Here is a 22,453-nt window from a genome sequence, read left to right on the forward strand (position 1 = left end):
CGCCTTCGCTACGCACTCTCCCGCTGTCGACCCGATGACGCCTCCGTGGGCCACGCGGCGTTCGCTTCCCCTACGAGACAACGACCAGCTGTCGATTTCACAGGCTTGCATTGCGCTCCTTCCTCGTTCGGCCTTGACATGTAAGACGTTACAGGGGTTGAGCGACGTGTCTGTCCTCCGGAAGGGGGACGCGGACGAGCTGCGATCGCAGGCTGAAGGGGCTCAGATCCGCGCTCTACCCCTCAACCGAGGTCGACGATGAAGACCTCGCCTCGGTCCGCCCGTCGGTGAAGCGGGCCTGGGCGCGGTCGTGGCGGCGGGGCACCTCGACGTGCTGCGTGGCGGCCGCGAGGCCCATGCGCTTGGTGGAGACGTAGACGCTCTCGGCGGTGTCGACCAGGAAGGTCTCGTGCCAGACGCCGACGGCGCCGGGGGCCTTGCGTGCGGCGCGGTTGAAGGCGGTCCAGGCGGGGCGGTGCTCCTGGGTGGGGTTGGAGGCGTAGGCGTAGAGCTTCTCGACCGACGACCAGAACTGCACCACGTAGGGGCCGCCCGATCCGAAGAGCAGCTGGTAGCCGAGCAGCCCGGAGTCGCGGTCGGTGCTGAGCTCGCGGAGCATGCGCGGCATCGCGAAGAACGCGGGCATCCACAGGTCGGGCCGCCACCAGCGGTTGATCTGCATCCCGATGTGGAACACGACGAGCTCGCCGTCGTGGCGGTGGGTCATGCGACCCGTGACGACCTTGGACATGGTGTCTCCCTTGATCGGATAGCGTCACTATCCATACTGGATAGCGCTACTATCGATGTCAAGGGGTGACCATGAGGATTTCCGAACTGTCGGCGCAGACCGGCGTGACCGTGCCGACGATCAAGTACTACCTGCGCGAAGGGCTGCTGCCCGAGGGCGAGCGGACGTCGGCGACCCAGGCCGCGTACGGCGAGAAGCACGTCGAACGGCTGCGAGTGATCCGGGCGCTGCTCGACGCCGGCGTGAGCATCGCCGAGACACGGCGGGTGCTCGGGGCGCTCGACGATCCGCCCGGAAGCCCGCACGAGCTCCTCGGTGCAGCGCATGCGGCGATTACCCCGGCGGTCGAGGGCGGGTCGGTGGATCTGGCGGAGGCGGAAGCCCTGGTCAAGGGGCTCGGGTGGACACCCGGTGCATGCGACCCCGCCGTGCTGCACGCGGTCGCCCGGGCGCTCGACGGATTGCGCCGCGCGGGCTTCGTCGTGCCGGACGAGCTGATGCGCGAATACCTCACGAGCGTGCGGAGGATCGCGGATGCCGAGATCGCGGGGGTTCCGGGCGAGTCCGCCGAAGCCGCCGTGCGGTACGTGGTGCTCGGGTCGGTGCTCGTGGAGCCGCTGCTGCTGGCGTTGCGGCGCGTGGCGCAACAGGTTGCGTCGGGGGAGCGGTTTGGGGGTGTTGGCGCAGATCGCGGGTAGCCACCCTGTTGCTGCCGACCTTATGCAGCGGCTACGTCGTCTGCCAGGAGCGCGGCTTGAGCAATCACTTGCTCGATGGCCTCGTCGCGTGCATCTGGCGGGTACTTGTATCGCGCCAGGATTCGCTTGATCTGGGACCGCATCTGCGCCTGGACCGACTGTTTATTGCGCCAGTCGATCGTGACGGAGTTACGAATTTTCGCCACCAGTTCGCGGACGATCTTCTTGAGCGTCTCGTCTCCGAGCACAAGGACCGCGGACTCGTTCTCGGCCACGGCATCGTAGAACGCGACTTCATCGACCCGAAGCCCAAGTTCCGTGGCTCGCATCGCGAGGTCGGTCTTCCCCTTCATCTCCTTCGCCATCTTCACGAGCTCGGCGATGATCTCCGCGGTCGAGAGGGCGCGGTTCGTGTACTTCGTAAGCGCGCCGTCGAGCATCTCGGAGAAGCGCTTGGCCTGAACGATGTTCGACCTTCGGAGCGATCGGATCTCGTTGTTGATCAGTCGCCGCAGCAGCGCCTGCTGCAGGTTCGGCTGCTCGGTGTGCTGCAGCGACTCGAGGAACTCATCAGAGAGCAGCGAGAGTTCCTGCGAATTGAGGCCGGCGCGGGCGTAGATGTCGACCACCTTGTCCGCTGCGACCGCCGCATTCATCAACTGCGTGAACGCAGTGTCGAGGTCGGCCCCGCCACGGCCGTCGCGCCCGGAGTCAGGATTCTGCAGCTTCATCACCGCTACGCGTGCGGAAGTGAAGAGGCGCACGTCATCAGCGATCGCGCGGGCACGATCGTCGGCCCCCGCGAGGGAGTGCGCCTTGATCAGCGCGAGCACCTGGTCCTGATATCGCTTCGCACGGTCATCGTCGGCGAGCACAAAGTTTGCCAGACCGGCGATCTGCTGCAGTTGCTCGGCACCCGCGAGCGCGGGCGACGAGTCGTACGGATGCTGGTGCAGGAGGGCCTTCACGATGTCGTGCTTCTCGAGCATCAGGTCGATGACCTCGTCGATTGGCACACCGGCCTGTTCGCGGTCTGACGGCGAGTACACCCCCAGGGCTTCTTCGAGGCTCGGGAGCAGCCCGATGTAGTCGACGATAAGTCCGCCGTCCTTATCGCGGAACCGTCGGTTGACGCGAGCGATAGCTTGCATGAGGCCGGCGCCACGCATCGACTTGTCGACGTACATCGTGTGAAGCACCGGCGCATCGAACCCGGTCAGCCACATGTCGCACACGATGATGATCTCGAGCGGGTCGGCCGGATCCTTCGCACGCGCCTGCAGTTCCTTGCGTACAGTCTTCGAGTAGATGTGCGGCTGCGCCCACGCCTCACTCGCCGCCGATCCGGTGATAATGACTTTGATCTTGCCCTTCTTCGGGTCAGGATCGTGCCAGTCGGGGTGCTTTGCGACGAGCATGTCGTACAGGCGTACCGCAATGCGCCGGCTCATCGTCACGATCATCGCCTTGCCGAATGCGCCGACCTTTCGACGCTCCCAATGCTCGTCGATGTCGTCGGCGATGCGCTCCAGCCGCGGCTCGGCGCCGACGATCGCCTCCATCCGTGCCCACTTCGATTTCGCGTCGTTGCCCGCGTTCTCATCGACCCCTTCGACGATCTCGTCCGCGAGCTCATCGAGCGCCGAGCGGTCTTCCCGAGAGATGTCGAGCCGCGCCACGCGGGCCTCGTAGTAGATCTTCACGGTCGCACCGTCTTGCACAGCACGGGTGAGGTCGTACACGTCGATGTAGTCGCCGAACACTGCGCGCGTGGACTTGTCGGCATCGTCGATCGGGGTGCCGGTGAACCCGAGGAACGTCGCCCCCGGCAGCGCATCTCGCATGCTCTTCGCCAGGCCCGGCTTCACGCGCCCGAGCGCATCGACCCGATCCTTGAGGCCGTACTGCGACCGGTGCGCTTCGTCAGCGATCACGATCACGTTCCGGCGGTCGGTGAGCACCGCATCCTGGTCGTCATCCTCCCCGGGGGCGAACTTGTGAAGAGTTGTGAAGACGATGCCGCCCGATGCGCGTGTGAGTAGACGGCGCAGGTCAGTTCGCGACGTCGCCTGAACGGGGGTCTCGGGAAGGATGTGCGCAGGTGCGAAGGTGTCGCCGAACAGCTGGTCGTCGAGGTCATTGCGGTCCGTGATGAACACGAGTGTCGGGTTAGCCATTCTCGGGTCTTGCATGATCTTCGCGGCGAAGAACACCATCTCGAAGCTCTTGCCCGAACCCTGGGTGTGCCAGACGACACCTCCACGCCGGTCGCCGTCCGGGCTCGACGCGCGAACGGTGGATTCCACGGCTGCGTTCACAGCCCAGAACTGGTGATACTTCGCCACGCGCTTGATCAGGACGCGCTTCGCCTGGCCGGTGCTCGCGTCGTTCGTGGTTTCGTCGCTGAACACGACGAAGTTGCGCAGCAGATCCAGAAAGCGCTTCTTCTCGAAGACGCCCTTGATCAGCACCTCGAGGCTCAGCGTGCCGTCGACAACGGGCGTCGGCGAATCGATCGACTTCCACGGAGCATAGTGCTCGAAAGCCCCGGTGTAGGTACTCATTGCGGCCGCGAGGCCGTCAGAGATGACCGTGACGACGTTGGTGCGGAACAGTGTCCGAATGTCGTCACGGTACGTCTGGATCTGGTTCCACGCGGAATGCATGGTTGCGTTCTCCGCGACCGGATTCTTCAGTTCGAACAGCGCAACAGGGAGCCCGTTCACGAACACCAAGACATCGGGGCGACGGTTCTTGTTCTCGATGATCGTGAACTGATTGGCAGCGAGCCAGTCGTTGTTGTCGGGGTTATCGAAGTCGATCACCCGCATAAGTCGAGTGCGCACGACGTAGTCGGAATCGCGGTACTCGGCACCGACACCCTCGGTCAAGATCTTGTGGATCCGCAGGTTCTCGTCAATCAGGCTCTGCCCGCCCATCGACGTAATCGCGAGCACCGCGCTGTCGACCATCTCCGCGGTCGCGCCAGGATTGATTCGGGTGATCGCATCGCGCAGGCGGCCTTCGAGGATCGCCTCTCGGTACGTCATCCGCTCCGCGTCGGGCTCGCCAGGCGCGATCGTTGACGCGTTGAGCGTGTGGAAGCCGAGCTCGGCGAACCACCCGAGGGCAGTCTCCTCCAGTACGGCCTCATCCATCAGCGACAAAGGGTCCTCCTGTCGGGCAGAAGATCAATATTCCTCTCAAGACATGGATACACCACGAATCAAGCGCGTCTCACGCCAGGTGCAACGCCGACACGCGTAGGCGCCCCGAAAGCAGCTCGGGGAGTAGCGCATTACGGAGCGCGGCGAGGCGCCGGGACTCGTCGCGTAGTACTGTCATGCGTTCGAACAGCGGCATGGCGAAAGCATTGAAGGCACCGAGGACCTCCGCTGCAGGTGTCTCGATGCGGTACTCGTCGAACCCGACCGCCTGAAATCGCTGCCGCCCTGAGGACCCCGTCATACGCCGAATGGCCCAGTCGCGAACCGTGTCATTGCGTACGAGCGCATAGATCCAGGGCGTCGAGTATTCGCCTGAAGGGGACATCACGACATACTCGGTTGAACCCCAACCGACTTCGCCGTCCTCAAGCATGTCGACGACCGCCGTTTTGCCATTCTCCAGGCACGGCGTGATCCTCGCCATCAACACATCTCCGTTTATAAACTTCTGCCCGCTTCCGAACGCCCGAGTCTGCCAATCGAGAACCTCTGGCGAAAACTCAGGCAGCGCAGACATCCCCACGTACGTGGCTTCGGCGCCACGGTGCAGCTTCCGGTTGGCATTGATGCTTAGCAGGCTCGACAACGGTGTTCCGTCGAGCGACTGCTCAACGCTGAAGTCCCTGTTGAATCGCGTGCGTACGAGCTCGTCGATGAGACCGATCGCCCGCCCATTCGACTCGATCTTGTCATCGAGCGCGCCGAGCGTCGCAGCGATCGCCTGCTGCTCGGGAACGGGGGGGACATCGATAGGTACGTTTGCGATGTAGTTTCGGTTAAGCATTGGCTGCACGCTGCCGGAATTGAACGCAGACAGATCTGTCCCGAGAAACCAGAAGTACGCAAACTTTGGGTCGTTCCCGTGGAAGTTCTTGGCGTAGAGCGTCGTGTTCAGCGGCCAATAGTCCTCTTCGCTCCACGTGGGCCTCCCGAGGTTTGTAGCACGGCCCACGACAAACCCTGGTCCCTTTACAGGGCCTTCGTCGTGCCACCCATGAGCCTCGCCTGAAGAGAGCACTTTGAAACGACCCGGGCGGCGCTTCTTCGCAGGCAGATCCATGCCTCGCTGGAGCGTGATGAACTTCGCAAGCGGCTGCCTTGTCCAGCCATGCGGAGTCACCGCAGCCCGCCCAGCTTCTCGCGCACAATCCGCTCAAGTTCAGCCCCACGGTCGAACTCCGCGAGCAGCTCGCTCGTGAGGCGCTCGATCTTCTCGGCGATCGGCTCGTCGTCGGCTTCTGCTTCCGCGACGCCAACGTAGCGTCCAGGGGTGAGCACGAAGTCGTGCTTCTCGATCTCGTCGAGCGGGACAGCTTTCGCGAAGCCGGGGACGTCTTCGTATCCGCCGTCGTGGTTGCGCCACGCGTGGTACGTGTTGGCGATCGTGGCGATGTCGCCGTCAGGCCCGTCGCTGAGCACGCGGAGGCGTCGAGTCTCCATCGTGCCGAGCTTGCGAGCATCGATGAAGAGCACCTCGTCGTCACGCTTGCGGTGCCCGTTTCCGCCGCGATCCTTCGAGACAAACCAGAGGGCGACGGGGATACCGGTGTTGAAGAAGAGCTTGTCGGGCATCGCGACGATGCAGTCGACGAGTCCTGCGCGCACAAGATTCTCGCGAATCTGCCCCTCGCCGCTCTGCTTCGACGACAGAGACCCGTTCGCGAGCACGAAGCCAGCGGTGCCGTTGGGCTTGAGGTGGTGGATGAAGTGCTGCACCCACGCGAAGTTCGCATTGCCTTTGGGTGGAGTCCCGAATTTCCAGCGCGGGTCGTTCGCGAGCTTCGGGTTCCACCAGTCGCTCACGTTGAACGGCGGGTTCGCGATCACATAATCGGCGCGAAGGTCGGGGTGGAGATCGTTGACGAACGAGTCGTCGGACTTCTCACCCAGATCGGCCTCGATTCCGCGCAGCGCGAGGTTCATCTTCGCGAGCTTCCAGGTGGTGTCCGTGAACTCCTGCCCGTACACGGAGATGTCCGATCGCTTACCACCGTGCGCCTGCACGAAGTCTGCTGACTGGACGAACATGCCGCCCGAGCCACAGGCAGGGTCGTACACGCGACCGCTGTACGGCTCGAGCATCTCGACAAGCGTTTTAACGACACTTCGCGGCGTGTAAAAGGCGCCTGCGTCCTTACCCGTCTCCTTGCCGGCGAACTGGCCGAGGAAGTACTCGTACACGCGGCCGAGCACGTCGTCGGCACCGTGGTCGTCGGTGCTGGTGAAGCCGATGGATCCGATGAGGTCAACGAGCTCGCCCAGGCGCCTCTTGTCGAGCCCATCGCGAGCGTAGTTTCGCGGCAGTACGCCGCGAACGGTGGGATTCTCTGCTTCGACCGCGTCCATTGCTGCGTCGATGTCCTGGCCGATGGATGCGAGCTTGGCGCGGCCGAGCACGTACTCCCAGCGGGCGTCAGCTGGAACCCAAAACACGTTATGAGAGGCGTACTCATCGCGGTCCTCGAGGAAGTTCGCGATGTCTTCGGCGTCGAGACCGTCGCGCTTCAGCTCCGCCTCGAGCGCGGTGCGTCGTTCGGTGAAGCGGTCGGAAATGTACTTGAGGAAGACTAGTCCGAGCACGACGTGCTTGTACTCGCTGGGCTCCTGGTTGCCGCGAAGTTTGTCTGCGGTCTCCCAAAGGGTCTGTTCGAGCGTCTTCGCCGGCTTGGCCTTGGCTACGCGCGCCATCAGAGCACGATCTCCGCGACCGGGAGGGCGGGCTGTTGCGGCGCGACTTGCCGCTCGGGGTTAGTCATGTGAACCACTTCTTTCACCACAGCAGAGACTCCCGCTTGATCGATCTCAGACGCGACGCCGACAGTGACACGCGCTCCCCATCCTCCCCCACAAGCGCCCCAGTCGTGGGCGGTGTCGCACGCTGCGCCTCGCGTCGTGCGCCGGTCCCGCGGTCTACAGATTCTCAAAGTAGCGGCGGACCGACGCGGCCATGAGGCGGCGTCGGTGCGCGAGGAAGTCCGGGTAGTTGTCGCTCGTCACCTCGGCGAGATTCGACGGAACGGCATTTTCCGCCAGATTCCGTGCGAGGTCAGTTTGGTCTGTGATCTCACCGAGGGTGAGCTTCTTGGAGCTAATCTGCTCTGCAAGCGTCGCCATGTAGACGGCTGGCGGGTGGTTGCTGATGCTGATGTTGATGGGGGTCTCGGTAAGCGCAAAGTTCGCGACTTGGTTATAGTCCGATCGATCGGGATACCCGTTCTTCTGGAGGTAGTCCTTCGGGACGATGTGGTGGATGTCGCCCGACTGTTGGTGCATCGCCGCAACCGTGATGCTCTTCGAGAGGAAGCCGCGGGCGCCGCTCGCAACCTGTGCGGCGAGGAACGTCTGGAAGAACGGACTTGATGGGCTTGTCGTCTCCAGGGAGTTCGGCAGCGAGACGGCCCAGAACCCTTCGGTGAGTACGGAATCCTCAATCTGCTGCAGATACTCCGCCGCCCCCTGCGCGGCGATGCGCCGGATGTCCTGCTCCCATGTGGATTCGAAGCTGCCCGAGTGCCGCGCGGTGAGCATCGACATGACGAACCACCGGCGCACGATCCGCTTGCGATCCCCTTCCGATATCGTGTTGTCCGCCCTTAGTCGCAGGTACAGCGCGTAGGCAAAGTTCAGTGCGTTCTTCGAGCCGATCATGTCGGGCGTGATGAAGCCCGCCGATTTGATGATCATGATGAAGTTCTCGTAGTGATACTTCTTCACGATCTGAAGGAGCGCGCTCTCAAGGCGGTCGTACGCGACGGGAATGCGCTCCTCGTCGACTTTTCGCGTCTCAGGGTCCCGGCCCGAAAGTTCGCTGACGATCGACGAAGCCTTGCCGCGACTGAATCCGACGAGACCGGCGACGCGAATGATGTCGCTGTACGCCGGGTCGTAGAGGTCCTCCGAGTCGTCCTTAAGCCACGAGATGCTTCCGAGGTAAGCGGAGGCCGCAAAGTCCGCGTCGTTTTCGCTGATGTCCGCGTAAGCGTGAGGCGCCACTGCAAGGTGGCAGAAGTAGTCGATCAGTTTCCGGATGTTGCGGCCGCGCTCGCCGTACGTTGCGATCTTGCTCATGGCGAAGTCGGCGCTGCTAAGCGGGACGCCCTTCGAATTGATGCGGATGAAGATCTCCGAGACAGTCTCGACATCGAGGTCGTCGTTGAGCGAAATGATGCCGATCTGCGCGTTCTTGATCTCCGCGAGGCTGGCGATGCTGGACTCCACTCGGGTGTGGTCAATGCCGGCGTTCGCCTCCAGATAGTCCTTCACAAAGCCGTACGTCGAGGCCGCGGTGAAGAGCTCACTGATGTCGGAGATCCACTCCGAGCTCTTGCGGATCACGGGCGTGAGCGTCGCGAACTCTTCCGTCACCGGGTTGAAGGCGATGGTGATTCGAACCTGTCGGTAGCGCTTGTCAACCACGGGAAGACCGGCTACCGCCGCGCGCAGCGCAGTGATCCGCTGCTGGCCGTCGATCAAGATCTGCTGGTGCGCGGCAACTGCGCCGCCTCTCAAATGTGCTCCCACCGACTGCCACGTGATCAAGTAGCCGACGGGGTAGCCCTTGTAGAGGGAATCCATGAGGTCGCGGACTTTGATGCTGTCCCAGACGAAGGGGCGCTGAAGTTCAGGGATCGCGATGTTCTCGCGCCGGACGTCCTCAAGGAGCTGGGTCACTGCCGATTGAGTGACGCGGTATTTTGCCACGGTTGCCTCTCTGTGAACCGTCATGCGTGCCTAGGGCTCGCCCCAACGCGAAAGCTTGAGCCGCGCGCGACCATTAATCGATCATGGCGCTCGTGACGAAAGCAAGTGTGCCACCTCTTGCCCCCGCCCAGGAGTGAGTGTACAGTCACTCTCATGTCCTCCACCGGCTCCGCATCCCGCGCTTCCGTCCTCTCCACGGCCGACGCGCGCCGTCCGCTCGTGGCGGCAGCGGCGATGCGCGGGTTCGCGCGGGGCGGTTACCACGGCACCACCGTCGCGGATGTCGCGCGCGAGGCGAAGATCTCCCCGGCGTACGTGTTCAAGCTGTACTCCGGCAAGGAGGCCCTGTTCATCGCGGCGCTCGAAGCCTGCTTCGATGCGATCCTCGTCGCCCTCGAGGAGGGTGCCGACGCCGCGACCGACCAGAAGCCCGAGACCGTCCTCGACGCCATGGGCGACGCCTACGCGCACCTCATCTCCGACCGCACGCTCCTGATGTTGCAGGTGCACGCGCAATCCGTCGCGGACATCCCGGAGATCGGGGCTGCGCTCCGCGCGGGGCTCGGGCGCATCACGACCTACGTGCAGTCCCGCTCCGGCGGCAGCGACGACGACGTGCAGCGCTTCATCGCGTACGGGCAGCTCTGTCACCTCATCGTCACCACACAGCTCGACGGGCGACCCGAGGAGTGGGTCCCCGTCCTGACCAAGGGCATCACCCACCCCGATTGATCCCACGGGCGAGCGATGCCCGTTCGCATGCCCACAAGAGTGAGTGAGTAATCACTCTCCGCTCGCCATCCACCTAACCACAGAAAGAGAACGCTCATGACCACTCTCACCACGCCACCCGCTCGCCCGTCCGTGGCGCCGCGCAGCACCCGCCGTTGGCTCGCCCTCAGCGTCCTCGCGCTCGCGCAGTTCCTGGTCGTGCTCGACGCGTCCATCGTCAATATCGCCCTTCCCGTGCTCGGGCAACAGCTCGGCATGGACACGGCCGCGCTCGCCTGGGTCATCACCGCTTACGTACTTGCGTTCGGCGGACTGCTGCTCCTCGGCGGACGCCTCGCCGACCGCTACGGACACCGCCGGGTGTTCCTCATCGGCACCCTCGGCTTCGTGGCGGCCTCGGCCCTCGCCGGGCTCTCGGCCGCACCCGAGATGCTGCTTGCCGCCCGCGCGCTCCAGGGGGCATCCGCGGCGCTGCTCGCGCCTGCTGCCCTCGCGCTCCTCACGCACCTCTTCCCCGACGACACCGAGCGCACGCGGGCGCTGGGGGTGTGGGGAGCGGTCGCCGGCATCGGATCCGCGGCCGGCGTACTGCTCGGCGGCATCCTCACCGCGACCCTCGGCTGGCAGTCCGTGTTCTTCGTGAACGTGCCCGTCGGTGCCCTCGTCCTCGTCGCGATCCCGCTGCTCATCACTCGCGACACGGTCAGCGCCTCCGGCCGCCTCGACGTCCCCGGTGCCCTGACGGTGACCGCCGCCCTGGTCGCCCTCGTCGGAGCGTTCAGCGCCGTCGAGCGGGGCGGCTTCCTCCACCCGCTGCCCCTCGTGCTGTTCGCCGCAGCGCTGGTGCTCGGAGGGGCCTTCCTGGTCATCGAGCGCCGCACCCCGGAGCCGCTCCTGCCGCTGTCGGTGTTCCGCAACCGCGACCTCGCCCTCGGCAATATCGTGATGCTCCTCGGCGGCGCCGCCATGGTCGCGCTCTTCTTCGCCCTCTCTGTGTTCATGCAGGCTGTCCTCGGCTACGACGCGCTGGCCACCGGCCTTACGCAGCTCCCCCTCGCCGGAGCTCTCGTGATCGTCGCCGGTGTCGTCCCGGCGCTCATCGCCCGCGCCGGAGCCCGCCGCGTGCTCGCCGTGTCGCTCCTGGTGCTCGCCGGCGGACTCGTCTGGCTCGCCCTGGCGCCCTCTGACGCCCTGTTCCTCGTGCACCTGCTCGGCCCGACGCTGCTGATCGGTATCGGCCTCGGGGGCGCCTTCGTCGCCACGACGCAACTCGCGGTGGACGGTGTCGAAGGCGGAGAGGCCGGACTCGCCGGCGGCCTCATCAACACGAGCCAGCAGATCGGCGGGGCCGTCGGCCTCGCGGTGCTCGGCACGATCGCCGGACTGCGGACCTCCGCGCTCGCCGAGGCCGGTGCCACGCCCGCCGACGCTCTCACCGGCGGATTCGCCTGGCTCTTCCTCGGGGCGGCAGCGCTCGCCGTGGTGGGCGCGGGTGTCGTGACGCTCTGGCGTCGCGACTGATCCGCCGGACCGTGCCCTGCGCGCTGACTACTGATCGGCGCGCGGGGCACGCATCTGTCGGACGGACTCAGGCCCTCCGCTTGCGCGGGGCGGCGCTGCGCGGGGGATTCGCGCGAAGGTGGGCGCTGACCTTCGTCATGACGCGGGCGAGCAGCTCCACCTCGCCGTCGTCGAGGGAGTCGAGGAGGTGCGTCTTCACGGCCTCGATGTGTCCGGGGAACACGGTCGCCAGCACCTCGCGTCCCTCCGGGGTGATCGCGACGATCGTGCTGCGTTCGTCGTCGGGCGACGGCCCGCGGGTGACCAGGCCGCGGTCCTCGAGCAGCTGCGCCTGGTACGTGAGGCCGCTGCGGCTGTAGACCACGCCATCCGCGAGATCGGTCATCCGCTGGCGGCCGTCGGGTGCGTCGCCGAGCCGTGCGAGCAACTGGAACTGCACGTAGCTGAGCTTGCCGGCGTCGCGGAGCTGCTGCTCGACGGCGTGACGCAGGAGGCTGCTCACCTCGGTGAACGCGAAGTAGGCGGCGAGCTCCGTGGCGGAGAGTTGGGGCGGCGGCGTGGTCATGAGTCAACTCTAGCTGTTGCTTCGAATTCGAAGTAGTGCTACCGTCGCCTCAATGCTTCGAATTCGAAGCACATGACGAGAGGAAAGACATCATGAAGGCAGTGCGGTTCCACGAGGTGGGCGGACCCGAGGTGCTCCAGTACGGCGAGATCGAGCGACCCGAGCCGGGCGCTGGTCAGGTGCGCCTGCGCGTCGCGGCGTCCGCGTTCAACGCGGCCGACAACGGTATGCGCGCCGGCTTCCTGCCGATCCCGATCCGTCTCCCGCATATCCCCGGCTACGACGTGTCGGGCACGATCGATGCGCTGGGCGGCGGCGTCGACGGATTCGCGGTCGGCGACGAAGTCATCGGCTTCCTGCCCATGACCGAGGACGGCGGAGCCGCCGAGTACGTCATCGCGCCGGCGGAGGCCCTCGTCGCCGCACCGACCGCGGTGCCCCTCGCCGACGCCGCAGCACTGCCTTCGGTCGCGCTCACCGCCCGCCAGGCGCTGTTCGACGACGGCGGCCTCGTCGCCGGGGAGCGGGTGCTCATCGTCGGTGCCGGCGGGGTCGTGGGCAAGTACGCGATCGCACTCGCCCGGCGTGCGGGCGCCACGGTGATCGCCACCGCGAGCCCCCGCAGCACCGCTGCCGTGCGCGCCGCGGGTGCAGACGAGGTCATCGACCACACGACGACGTCGGTGCAGGACGCGGTTGCCGCACCGGTCGACCTGCTGCTCAACCTCGCCCCCATCGACCCGGACGAATTCACCGACCTCGTGCGACTCGTGCGCGACGGGGGAAGGGTCGTGAGCACGACCGCGTGGATGCCGGCCCCCGACGATGCGGACCGGAACGTCCGCTCGACAGTCGTGTTCGTGCGAAGTGACGCCGATCGGCTGCGCCAGCTCGTGGCACTCGTCGACAGCGGCGACCTGACGCTGGAGGTCACCCGCCGCGTCCCCCTCGCCGACCTCCCGGCGGTGCATGCGGAAGCGGCCGCGGGTCGGATCAGCGGCAAGGTCATCGTGCTCCCGTGACGGCGGACGGGGTGTGCCGGGGCCGGTCGATCAACCCGGGTTGATCGACCGGCGCACCCGTATCTCGCGACGTCTAAGCCGTCTCGAGAACGAGCAAGAAGATCCGGACCTGAATCGACCCTCCCGGACCCCCGCCCTTGCTCTTCGCCCCCGCCCACGCCACGATCGGAGGAACGACCTCGAAGGAGCACCCGTGTCGCTCACGCCCCCGCCCGCACTCGCCGAGCCCCGTGTCTCCGCGCTCCCCGGAGCCTCGGTCATCGCTGGCATCCGGCGGGCTCTCCTCTGGTCGGTCATCGTGGGCGTTGTGTACTCCTTCTTCATGGTGGGCAGCACGAGCTACTGCCCCGGTGGTTTCGATGGCAGCGGCGGGTTCGTCGATTCCGAGGGCCGGTCGGTGGACCAGGCGCCCGTCTGCGTCTCGATGCAGCTCCAGCCCAGCGTGCTGGTCTACGTCGGTATCGCGGCGATCTTCCTGATCGCGCTGGGTCGCGTGACGAAGGCTGCCGACGAGCGCGCGGCCCTGCGGACGCTGGAGCGTGCGATGTACGGAGCCGGCGTGCTCGTCGCGATCGCCCTGGTCGTGTCGCACGTATGGTTCCAGTCGATCGACCTCGAGCAGTTCACCTCGGGGTCCTGGTCCGTTGTGAGCCCCTTTCCGCTCGGGGTCATCGACGTCTCGACGGAACCGCTGACGGCGTCCTGACAGCCCCTCGAGCTACCGCCCCGCCCGCATCCGGAGGCCGAACGCGACCGCGGCGAGCCCGATCACTACCACCCCGTAGCCGAGGCACACCGCCTCTAGCCCGACGACGCCGACGAGCGACCCGGCGACCACGGCGGGCACGCCGAACGCGAGGTAGGCGAGCACGTACAGGACCGCGAAGGTGTCGGCGCGCTCGGTCGGGGGGATGCGGGGCGCGAGCGACGCGACCACACCGGAGAACGCGGTGCCGAAGCCCATGCCGGTGACCGCGGCCGCCCCGAGGTAGAAGGGGAGCGAGCCGAGGCCGAGCGCGATGAGCGACAGCAGCGTGCCGATGCCCAGCGCGGCCGTGCCGAACAGCACGCTCGTGCGCGCCGTGCGTGTGCGCATCACGAAGGCGGTCGCGGCGCCCACGCCCGCCAGCAGCACCACCCCGAGGCCCTGCCACACGTGGTCGGTGCCGCCGAGCTCGTGCGCCACGATGTTCGCACCGAGCGACAGGAACAGCCCGCCCGTCGCCCACCCGGCGACCACGGCCGGGGCGCCGCGCCAGAAGTCGCCGCGGATCGCCGCGGGGATCGACAGCCGGAAGCGCAGCGACGCCCATGCGCCCGGCCGCCGCGGAGCCGTCTCGGGCACCACGAGGAACAGCGCGGCGAGCAGCACGTACAGCGTGGTCAGCGGGGCGAACACGTCGAGCAGCGCCTCCCCGCTCACGTCGAGCATCACCGCCGACACGAGCGCGCCGAGCGCCAGTCCGATGCCGGGGCTCAGCGCGTTCCACAGCGCCGCGGTCCTCGCGCGACCGCCCGGCGCGAAGTCCAGCACCGTCGCCGACAGCGCCGAGATCAGCACCCCGCTCGCGACACCCTGGAGGATCCGCGCCACGAACAGCACCCAGACGGCGTCCGCGTGCCAGAACAGGAACATGCTGCCCGCGAGCAGCAGGAACCCGACGACCGCGACGGGCCGGCGCCCGACGTGGTCCGACAGGGAGCCCGCCGTGAGCAGCGTCAGCAGCAGCGCGACCGCGTACACCGCGAACACCGCGCTGATCACTACCGCCTCGAACCCGATGTCGTGTGCAAGCACGGGGTAGAACGGCGACGGCGCACTCGCCCCCGCCATCATCAGGATCTGCGCGGCGACGACGAGCACGAACCCGAGCCGGGTGCGCGCCCCGGTCGGACGCGATGGCGACGGCGCGACGGGCGGGGCGGTGACGATGGGCTCGGTGGTGGTCATGCGCGGCTCCTTGATGGTTCGAGAATCATCGAACTCTCGGAGCGTACTCGCGATGCAGCGATTGTTCAACTATTATCGAACCATGCCCGGCGACCTGCCCCACCCGGAGCGCTCCGAGATCCAGCTGACCGAAGTGCTCTTCGCCCTCAGCGACCCCGAGCGCCTCGCCATCGCCCGCCAGCTCGCCGACGGTCCGCTCGACATGGCCTCGTGCCACGCGACCGACCCGAACCTGCCGAAGTCCACCAAGTCGCACTTCATGAAGGTGCTGCGCGAGGCCGGGGTCATCCGCAACGAGCCCAACGGGCGCCGCCGCATCCTCACCCTCCGCCGCGACGACCTCGACGCCCGCTTCCCCGGACTCCTCGACTCCGTGCTGCAGGCCTAGTCTGCCCGAGCCTCCTCCGGCACCCACCGCAGCAGGTCGCCGGGCTGGCAGTCGAGTGCGGTGCACAGCGCGTCGAGCGTGGTGAACCGCACGGCCTTCGCCCGTCCGTTCTTCAGCACGGCGAGGTTCGTCGGGGTGATGCCGATGCGCTCCGCGAGTTCGCCGACGCCCATCTTGCGCCGCGCCATCATCACGTCGATGTCGACGACCACCGGCATCAGATCACCTCGTCGTCGAGTTCGGAGCGCAGGGCCCTCGCCTCGGCGTCGCGGTCGATCGCCTGCCGCAGCAGCGCCTTCATCACCACCACCAGCAGCGCCATGCCGGCGAGCAGCACGCCCGCGCCGCCGATCAGCGCGACCAGCCCGGGTGCCGCGGAACCCGGCACCAGGAGCCCGGCGAGCACCCACGCCAGCACGGCCGCCGCCAGGATCGCGCCGATGATCGTGTTCACGTAGCCGAACGACGACGCCGAGAAGATCGACCCCCGCCGCACTCGCGTGAGCAGTGCCCACACGCACACGCCGAACACCTGCAGCGTGACCACGCCCAGCACGGCGATCACCACGAGCGCGATCCGCGCCCACGGCGCCTCGCCCTCCAGGTCGTTCCACACGAGCGGCACCATCACCGTCTGCACCACGAGCGACCCCGCCAGCGCGAGCGCGATCACCGCCTTCAGCACCACGATCGTCGACCGTCCCATGCCGCCACCCTTCATCGAAGAACAGCAGGAATCTATCGTTAATCGTTTGATCTGTCCAGGCGAAACTCCCACCCCACGCCCAGCGTCAGCGATATATCGTTAACTATCGTTCACGACTGGGAGGTCATCATGAGCAACGCAGTCCCCTCCAACCCGTTCGGCGGAACCGGGAACACCGGTGGCGGCGGGAGCGGCGACGTGACCGGCGGTCTCGGCAGCCTCTTCGGCGGACCCCACGGCCCCGCCGGCGCCATCTTCGAGGCCATGGACCAGCTGCGCAAGTCGTTCGAGTCGCGCCCGTCCGGCGGCTCCCGCATGGCCCGCGGCGATGTCCGCGCCGCCGTGCTGTCGCTCCTCGCCGAGCGCCCCATGCACGGCTACCAGATCATCAACGAGATCGCCGAGCGCAGCGGCGGCACGTGGAAGCCCAGCGCGGGCTCCGTCTACCCGACGCTCCAGCTGCTCGCCGACGAGGGGCTGATCGAGGCCGAGGAGCAGAACGGCCGCAAGACGTACGCCCTCACTGAGGCCGGCCGTGCCGTGGCCGACGAGAGCTCCGAGACGCCCGCACCGTGGGTGTCGACCTCGGAGAAGGACCGCGGTCGCGACCCCCGCTACAGCGCGCTGCCCAAGGCCGGGGTCGACCTCGCCGCCGCGGCCGCGCAGGTGGGGCGCAGCGGCTCGGCGGAGCAGGTGCAGCAGGCCATCGAGGTGCTCGACGACGCCCGCCGTAGGCTGTACACGATCCTCGCCCAGGGGTGACCCGCGTCGTGCGGCGTCCGGCGCGGAACGGCGGAAGGATGACGCGATGACGGAGGCGGCGGCTCAGGGCGTGCATCGCGCCAGATACCGTCGCATCCTGTCGTTCGCGAGCCGCGAGTTCGTGAAGATCTGGTGGTTCGAGCTCGTCCTTCCGCGGTTCGGTCTCGGCCGCATCTCCGAGCGCACGCGGCCGCAGCGCATGCAGCGCTTCGCCCGCCGCTTCCACGCCCTGGCGGTCGAGCTCGGCGGGCTCATGATCAAGGTCGGGCAGTTCATGTCGTCGCGCCTCGACGTGCTGCCGCCCGAGATCACGAGCGAGTTGGAGGGTCTGCAGGACGAGGTGCCTGCCGTGCCCACCCCGCAGATCCGCGCGCTCGCGGAGGCCGAGCTGGGCATCCCGCTCGACCGCGCCTACGCCTGGTTCGACGACACCCCGGTCGCGGCGGCCTCGCTCGGCCAGGTGCACCGGGCGCGGCTGTCGGCGCTCGACGCGCAGGACACCGGGCTCGACGAGGTCGTGGTGAAGGTGCAGCGCCCGGGCATCGACGAGATCGTCGCGGTCGACCTGGCCGCCCTGCGCCGCGTGGCGCGCTGGCTCACGCGCGTGCGGATCGTGGCCGACCGGGTGGATGCTCCCGCGCTCGTGGAGGAGTTCGCCGCGACGAGCCTGGAGGAGATCGACTACCTGCACGAGGCGCGCAGCGCGGAGCGGTTCCGGGAGAACTTCGCCGACGACCCGCGCGTGGCCGCGCCCGACATCGTGTGGGAGCGCACCACCCGCCGGGTGCTCACGCTGTCCGACGTGACCGCGATCAAGATCAACGACACGGACGCGCTGCGGGCCGCAGGGATCGACCCGTCCGCGGTGGCCGACGCGTTCGCCGAGGTCATGTTCGACCAGGTGTTCACGCATCGCTTCGTGCACGCCGACCCGCACCCGGGCAACATCTTCGTCACCCCGGTCCCCACGGAGGCCGGGTTCCGCCTCACCTTCATCGACTTCGGCATGATGGCGGAGGTCCCCGACAACCTCCGCGAGGGGCTGCGCATGCTCCTGATCGCGGTCACCGCGCGCGACAGCCGCGGACTCGTCGCCGCCGCGCAGGAGATCGGGGTGCTGTTGCCCTCGGCCGACACCGCGGAACTGGAGCGCGCCCTCACGGCCCTGTTCGCGCGCTTCGGCGGCATGGGCTTCGCCGAGCTGAGCCGCGTCGACCCGCGCGAGTTCCGCGACTTCGGCGAGGAGTTCGGCGACATGGTGCGGCGCCTGCCGTTGCAGTTGCCGGAGAACATGCTGCTGCTGATCCGCGCGGTGTCGCTGACCTCGGGCATGTGCAGCGGCCTCGACCCCGCGTTCAACGTGTGGGATGCGGCCGAGCCCTACGCCGCCCGGCTGCTGCGAGACGAGTCGGGCAACCTGATGCAGGACATGGCCGAACAGGCGATGGCGAACGCGGCGACCACGTGGCGCCTCCCGGGGCGCATCGACCGCATCATCACGCGCATCGACGACGGCACCGTGTCGTTCGACACCTCCCGCCTGGAGCGACGCCTCGACCGGCTGGAGGGCATCGCGCGCCGCATCGCCTCCGGGGTGCTGTTCGCCGCGATGCTCGTGGGCGGCGCGCTGCTCGTCGCCGCGGTGCCGCCGCTCGGGATCACGCTGCTGTGCGTTTCGGTGCTGCCCCTGCTGGGCGCGCTGTTCGCGGGGCGGCGCCCCCGCTAGACCTCGGCGTCGTCCGGCTGCCATCCGCGCAGGACCCACGGCGGCGGTGGCGCGCGTGGGAGGATGGACTCTCATGGAGACCCCCCGCGAACAGCCTCCCCGCACGACCGCCTCCAACATCGTCCCCAAGGCCGGCGAGACCGCGCGCAAGATCGTGCGCGACATCACCACGGTCCCGCCGCGCAGCGTGCACCCCGCGCTCGTGCCGGGCGTCTCGGTGGAGGAGACCGGGCGCACGTACCGCACCGACCCGCTCGTGTTCGGTGTGGCCGCGGCGTTCGCCCTCGGTTTCATCGCGTGGGGGGTGTTCGCCGGCGACAACCTCGCGGGCACCACGAGCACGGTGCTCGCGTGGGTGGTGGAGTACTTCGGCTTCTTCTTCACCACGATCGCGACGATCATCCTCGTGTTCATGCTGTTCGTCGGGTTCAGCCGCTACGGCCGCATCCCGCTCGGCCGCGACGACGAGGAGCCCGAGTTCTCGATGTTCTCGTGGATCTCCATGCTGTTCGCCGCGGGCATGGGCATCGGCCTGGTGTTCTGGGGTGCCGCGGAGCCGCTGACGTTCTTCGAGAACCCGCCGCCCGGCACGGTCGAGGCGAACACGCTCGAGGCGATGCACACCGCGCAGGCGCAGGTGCTGTATCACTGGGGCCCGCAGGCGTGGGCGTTCTACGCGCTCGTGGGCGGTGCGATCGCGTACGGCGCCTACCGCCGAGGCCGCACCCCGCTGATCTCCTCCATCTTCGCGCCGCTGCTGGGCGAGAACCGCACCACGGGACCGATCGGCCGCACGATCGACATCTTCTCGATCATCGTGACGCTCTTCGGCACGGCGGCGTCGCTCGGTCTCGGGGCACTCCAGATCGGACACGGCGTCGAGCTCGTGAGCGGCATCGGGCCGCTCGGCAACGGCATCCTGATCGCGGTCATCGCGGTGCTCACGGCCTGCTTCATCGCGTCGGCGGTGTCGGGTGTGTCGAAGGGCATCAGGGCGCTGTCGAACATCAACGCGGTCGTGGCGATCCTGCTGGCGTTCTTCGTGTTCTTCGTGGGTCCGACCCTGCTCATCCTGAACGTGATCCCCTCCGTCGCCGTCCAGTTCCTCGGCGACCTGCCCACCATGATCGGCCGGTCCGCGTCGCAGGGCGAGGCCGCGGAGGCGTTCCTGTCGAGCTGGACGATCTTCTACTGGGCGTGGTGGATCTCGTGGTCGCCCTTCGTCGGCATGTTCATCGCGAAGATCTCCCGCGGCCGCACGCTGCGCCAGTTCGTGTCGGTCGTGATCGTGGTGCCGTCAGCGATCTCGCTGGTGTGGTTCGCGATCTTCGGCACGACCGCCATCCAGCAGCAGATGAACGGTGCCGGGCTCGTGGTCGACCCGCCGGAAGAGGTGCTGTTCGGCGTGCTGGAGAACCTGCCGTTCCCGCTCGTCACCAGCATCGTGCTGATCCTGCTCATCGCGATCTTCTTCATCACGGGCGCCGATTCCGCCTCGCTCGTGATGGGCACGCTGTCGCAGCAGGGGCGTCCCGATCCGTCGCGCTGGGTCGCGGTGGTGTGGGGCGTGCTGGTCGGCGTGATCGCCGCGGTCCTGCTCGTGAGCGGTGCGGAGGGCAGCGGCCTGCAGTCGCTGCAGAACGCGACGATCATCGCGGCCCTGCCGTTCGCGATCATCATGGCGTTCATGATGATCGCGTTCATGAAGGACCTGCGCCGCGACCCGCTGATCCTGCGCGACCGCTACGCCCGCGCGGCCGTGCGGCACAGCGTCATGGCGGGGCTGGAGGAGTACGGCGACGACTTCGCGCTCGTGCCCGTCGAGTACGACCACTCCGAGGACGACCTGGCGTGGATCGACGAGGACACGGTCGACGACACGCTCGCGGAGGTGTACGAGGCCGCGACCGAGGCGATCGACATCGTCCCGCCCGCGGAGGTCGAAGCCGCGGTGGACGCCGCGCTGGATCAGCCGGACGAGTCCGCGCAGCCGGGCGCCGAGGGCCCGCGCACGCCCGCCGGCTGACCCGCGTCACGCGACCGGGGGAGCCTCCACGGGTGCCGGGGTCTCGGCTGCGGCCGTGATGCGCGCGGCCATGCCGGAGAAGATGAGCCCGTGGAAGGGCAGCACCGCCAGCCAGTAGAGCCGACCGGTGAGGCCGCGCGGGAAGAAGATCGCGCGCTGCTCGTACCGCGCCCCGTCGCCGTCGGGCACGGCGCGCAGTTCGAGCCACGCCTCTCCCGGCACCTTCATCTCGGCGCGCAGTCGCAGCAGGTGTGCGGCCTCGGTCTGCTCCACGGCCTCCACGCGCCAGAAGTCGATCGCGTCGCCGACCCGGGCGCCCGTGCGGCTGCGGCGTCCGCGCCGCAGGCCGACGCCGCCCACCACCCGGTCCATCCAGCCTCGGACGGCCCACAGCAGCGGCGAGGAGTACCAGCCGTTCTCCCCGCCGATCCCGAGGATCACGCGCCATAGTTCCGCGACCGAGGCGTGGGTGCGCACGGAGCGGGCGTCGGTGAACACGGTGCGCCCCGCCCAGTCGGGGTCGCTGGGCAGCGGGTCGCTCGGTGCGCCTGACACCTCCGCGTCCTGCCAGCTGGTCTCGATCGCGTCGGCGTCCACGCGGCCGAGCGCGAGGGCGACGGCGCGGCGGTACGGGGTGAGGCCCCCTTCCGGGCGCGGGATCAGCTCGTCGATCGCGTGGTCCTTCATGATGCACTCGTTCTGCAGCGACGCGACGAGCGGGCGGGCGATCGACCGCGGCACCGGGGTCACGAGGTTCACCCAGTGCGACGCGAGTTCGGGGGTGAGCACGGGGAGGGCGGCGATCGCGCGCTGACGGAGCCCGGCCTCGACCGCGTAGCCGTTCATCATCTGCCCGTAGCGCAGCACGTCGGGGCCGCCGATGTCGACGGCGCGGTTCACGTCGGGGTCGATGCGGGCGGCGCCGAGCAGGTAGTGCAGCACGTCGCGCACGGAGATCGGCTGGATGCGGTTGCGGACCCACTTCGGCGCGGGCATGTAGGGCAGCACATCGGTCAGGTGCCGGATCATCTCGAACGAGGCGGAACCGGAGCCGATCACCACGCCGGCTTGGAGCACGAGGGTGGGCACGCCGGAGTCGAGGAGGATCTCGCCGACGCGCACGCGCGAGCGCAGGTGAGGGGAGAGGGTCACGTCGTCGGGGTGCAGGCCGCCGAGGTAGACGATGCGCCGCACTCCGGCCTGTGCGGCGGCGCGGGCGACGGTGTGGGCGGCGCGCTCGTCGCTCTCCTCGAAACCCTTGCCGGCGGACATCGAGTGGATCAGGTAGTAGACGACGTCGACGTCGTCCATCGCGGTCTCCACGGCGGCCTGGTCGTCGGCGGATCCCTCGACGATCTCGCACTCGTCTCCCCACGGGAACGATCGGGCGCGGGCGCCGTCGCGCGCCAGGACGCGCACGCGGTAGCCGGCGTTGAGCAGGCGGGGGGTGAGGCGCCCGCCGATGTAGCCGGTGGCGCCGAGCACGAGCGCGCGCGGCGCGGTGCCGTCGGGGCGGGGGACCGCGCGCAGCATCTCCTCGCGGCCGGTGGGCTGGGTGAGCTCGCTCATGTTCCGAGCGTAGGCCGCGGTCGCGTGCTCGGGAACTGCGGACCGTGCCTCGTGCGCCGCGGCCGCCGAGCGATCGGGTCGCCGGGAGGGCGTCGGTCGCGGTACGGT

Annotated in this window: 19 protein-coding genes; 9 read left to right on the plus strand and 10 right to left on the minus strand. The window is 67.9% G+C overall.

All coding sequences use genetic code 11. The annotated features are described in order from the left end of the window. Nucleotides 1-235: 235 nt before the first annotated feature. On the minus strand, nt 236-751 hold the full coding sequence (locus KE274_RS01410; protein WP_211540327.1) for a DUF4188 domain-containing protein: 516 nt from the start codon (nt 749-751) through the stop codon (nt 236-238). Nucleotides 752-822: 71 nt separating this feature from the next. Here KE274_RS01410 and KE274_RS01415 point away from each other — a divergent pair, with 71 nt between their 5' ends. After that, complete coding sequence (locus KE274_RS01415; protein ID WP_211540329.1) at nt 823-1,449, plus strand: MerR family transcriptional regulator; 627 nt, start codon at nt 823-825, stop codon at nt 1,447-1,449. A 20-nt stretch (nt 1,450-1,469) separates the two neighbouring features. Here the strand turns inward: KE274_RS01415 and KE274_RS01420 are convergent, their stop codons facing one another. The 4 genes from KE274_RS01420 to KE274_RS01435 form a co-directional block, all read right to left on the minus strand. Beyond that, entirely contained in the window at nt 1,470-4,616 is a 3,147-nt protein-coding gene (locus KE274_RS01420) for a type I restriction endonuclease subunit R (RefSeq protein WP_211540331.1), read from the minus strand. Nucleotides 4,617-4,686: 70 nt separating this feature from the next. Continuing rightward, on the minus strand, nt 4,687-5,736 hold the full coding sequence (locus KE274_RS01425; protein WP_211540333.1) for a restriction endonuclease subunit S: 1,050 nt from the start codon (nt 5,734-5,736) through the stop codon (nt 4,687-4,689). A gap of 56 nt (nt 5,737-5,792) precedes the next feature. Then, nucleotides 5,793-7,364, minus strand: a complete 1,572-nt coding sequence (locus KE274_RS01430; protein ID WP_211540335.1) for a type I restriction-modification system subunit M — start codon at nt 7,362-7,364, stop codon at nt 5,793-5,795. Between the two features lie 222 nt (nt 7,365-7,586). Further along, nucleotides 7,587-9,377, minus strand: a complete 1,791-nt coding sequence (locus KE274_RS01435) for a GmrSD restriction endonuclease domain-containing protein (RefSeq protein ID WP_211540337.1) — start codon at nt 9,375-9,377, stop codon at nt 7,587-7,589. Between the two features lie 153 nt (nt 9,378-9,530). On the opposite strand from KE274_RS01435, the gene KE274_RS01440 reads away from it, so the two are divergent. Together KE274_RS01440 and KE274_RS01445 are read left to right on the plus strand one after the other, a co-directional pair. After that, nucleotides 9,531-10,109, plus strand: a complete 579-nt coding sequence (locus tag KE274_RS01440) for a TetR/AcrR family transcriptional regulator (protein WP_211540339.1) — start codon at nt 9,531-9,533, stop codon at nt 10,107-10,109. A 96-nt stretch (nt 10,110-10,205) separates the two neighbouring features. Beyond that, on the plus strand, nt 10,206-11,630 hold the full coding sequence (locus KE274_RS01445; protein ID WP_211540341.1) for a DHA2 family efflux MFS transporter permease subunit: 1,425 nt from the start codon (nt 10,206-10,208) through the stop codon (nt 11,628-11,630). Between the two features lie 67 nt (nt 11,631-11,697). On the opposite strand, the gene KE274_RS01450 is transcribed toward KE274_RS01445, so the two are convergent. Continuing rightward, a complete protein-coding gene (locus tag KE274_RS01450) occupies nt 11,698-12,195 on the minus strand; it encodes a MarR family winged helix-turn-helix transcriptional regulator (RefSeq protein WP_211540343.1) in 498 nt (165 codons plus the stop codon). A gap of 92 nt (nt 12,196-12,287) precedes the next feature. On the opposite strand from KE274_RS01450, the gene KE274_RS01455 reads away from it, so the two are divergent. Together KE274_RS01455 and KE274_RS01460 are read left to right on the plus strand one after the other, a co-directional pair. Then, complete coding sequence (locus KE274_RS01455) at nt 12,288-13,217, plus strand: NADP-dependent oxidoreductase (protein ID WP_211540351.1); 930 nt, start codon at nt 12,288-12,290, stop codon at nt 13,215-13,217. Between the two features lie 193 nt (nt 13,218-13,410). Then, nucleotides 13,411-13,923: a hypothetical protein gene (locus KE274_RS01460; RefSeq protein ID WP_211540353.1), complete on the plus strand. Its 513-nt coding sequence runs from the start codon at nt 13,411-13,413 to the stop codon at nt 13,921-13,923. 12 nt (nt 13,924-13,935) lie between these two features. On the opposite strand, the gene KE274_RS01465 is transcribed toward KE274_RS01460, so the two are convergent. Then, nucleotides 13,936-15,168 carry an MFS transporter gene (locus KE274_RS01465; protein ID WP_211540355.1) on the minus strand — a complete coding sequence of 411 codons (1,233 nt, stop codon included), beginning with the start codon at nt 15,166-15,168 and terminating at the stop codon, nt 13,936-13,938. An 82-nt stretch (nt 15,169-15,250) separates the two neighbouring features. Between KE274_RS01465 and KE274_RS01470 the strand changes: the two genes are divergently transcribed. Beyond that, nucleotides 15,251-15,556 (plus strand): ArsR/SmtB family transcription factor, encoded by a 306-nt coding sequence (locus tag KE274_RS01470; protein ID WP_211540363.1) that lies wholly within the window; start codon nt 15,251-15,253, stop codon nt 15,554-15,556. On the opposite strand, the gene KE274_RS01475 is transcribed toward KE274_RS01470, so the two are convergent. Beyond that, nucleotides 15,553-15,774 (minus strand): helix-turn-helix domain-containing protein, encoded by a 222-nt coding sequence (locus tag KE274_RS01475; RefSeq protein WP_211540371.1) that lies wholly within the window; start codon nt 15,772-15,774, stop codon nt 15,553-15,555. The genes KE274_RS01470 and KE274_RS01475 overlap by 4 nt on opposite strands. Beyond that, nucleotides 15,774-16,262, minus strand: a complete 489-nt coding sequence (locus tag KE274_RS01480) for a DUF2975 domain-containing protein (RefSeq protein WP_211540373.1) — start codon at nt 16,260-16,262, stop codon at nt 15,774-15,776. Before KE274_RS01480 ends, KE274_RS01475 begins: the two co-directional genes overlap by 1 nt. Before the next feature lie 129 nt (nt 16,263-16,391). Here KE274_RS01480 and KE274_RS01485 point away from each other — a divergent pair, with 129 nt between their 5' ends. From KE274_RS01485 to KE274_RS01495, 3 genes are all read left to right on the plus strand, one after another. Then, nucleotides 16,392-17,024, plus strand: coding sequence for a PadR family transcriptional regulator (locus KE274_RS01485; protein ID WP_211540375.1), 633 nt, complete (start codon nt 16,392-16,394; stop codon nt 17,022-17,024). Between the two features lie 46 nt (nt 17,025-17,070). Continuing rightward, nucleotides 17,071-18,750: an ABC1 kinase family protein gene (locus tag KE274_RS01490; protein ID WP_211540377.1), complete on the plus strand. Its 1,680-nt coding sequence runs from the start codon at nt 17,071-17,073 to the stop codon at nt 18,748-18,750. Nucleotides 18,751-18,823: 73 nt separating this feature from the next. Beyond that, a complete protein-coding gene (locus tag KE274_RS01495) occupies nt 18,824-20,776 on the plus strand; it encodes a BCCT family transporter (protein ID WP_249185813.1) in 1,953 nt (650 codons plus the stop codon). 6 nt (nt 20,777-20,782) lie between these two features. Here KE274_RS01495 and KE274_RS01500 read toward each other — a convergent pair whose 3' ends face one another. Next, nucleotides 20,783-22,345, minus strand: a complete 1,563-nt coding sequence (locus KE274_RS01500; RefSeq protein WP_211540379.1) for an SDR family oxidoreductase — start codon at nt 22,343-22,345, stop codon at nt 20,783-20,785. Nucleotides 22,346-22,453 lie beyond the last annotated feature (108 nt).

The sequence above is a fragment of the Microbacterium paraoxydans genome, assembly GCF_018224615.1.
Lineage (GTDB): Bacteria > Actinomycetota > Actinomycetes > Actinomycetales > Microbacteriaceae > Microbacterium > Microbacterium paraoxydans_B.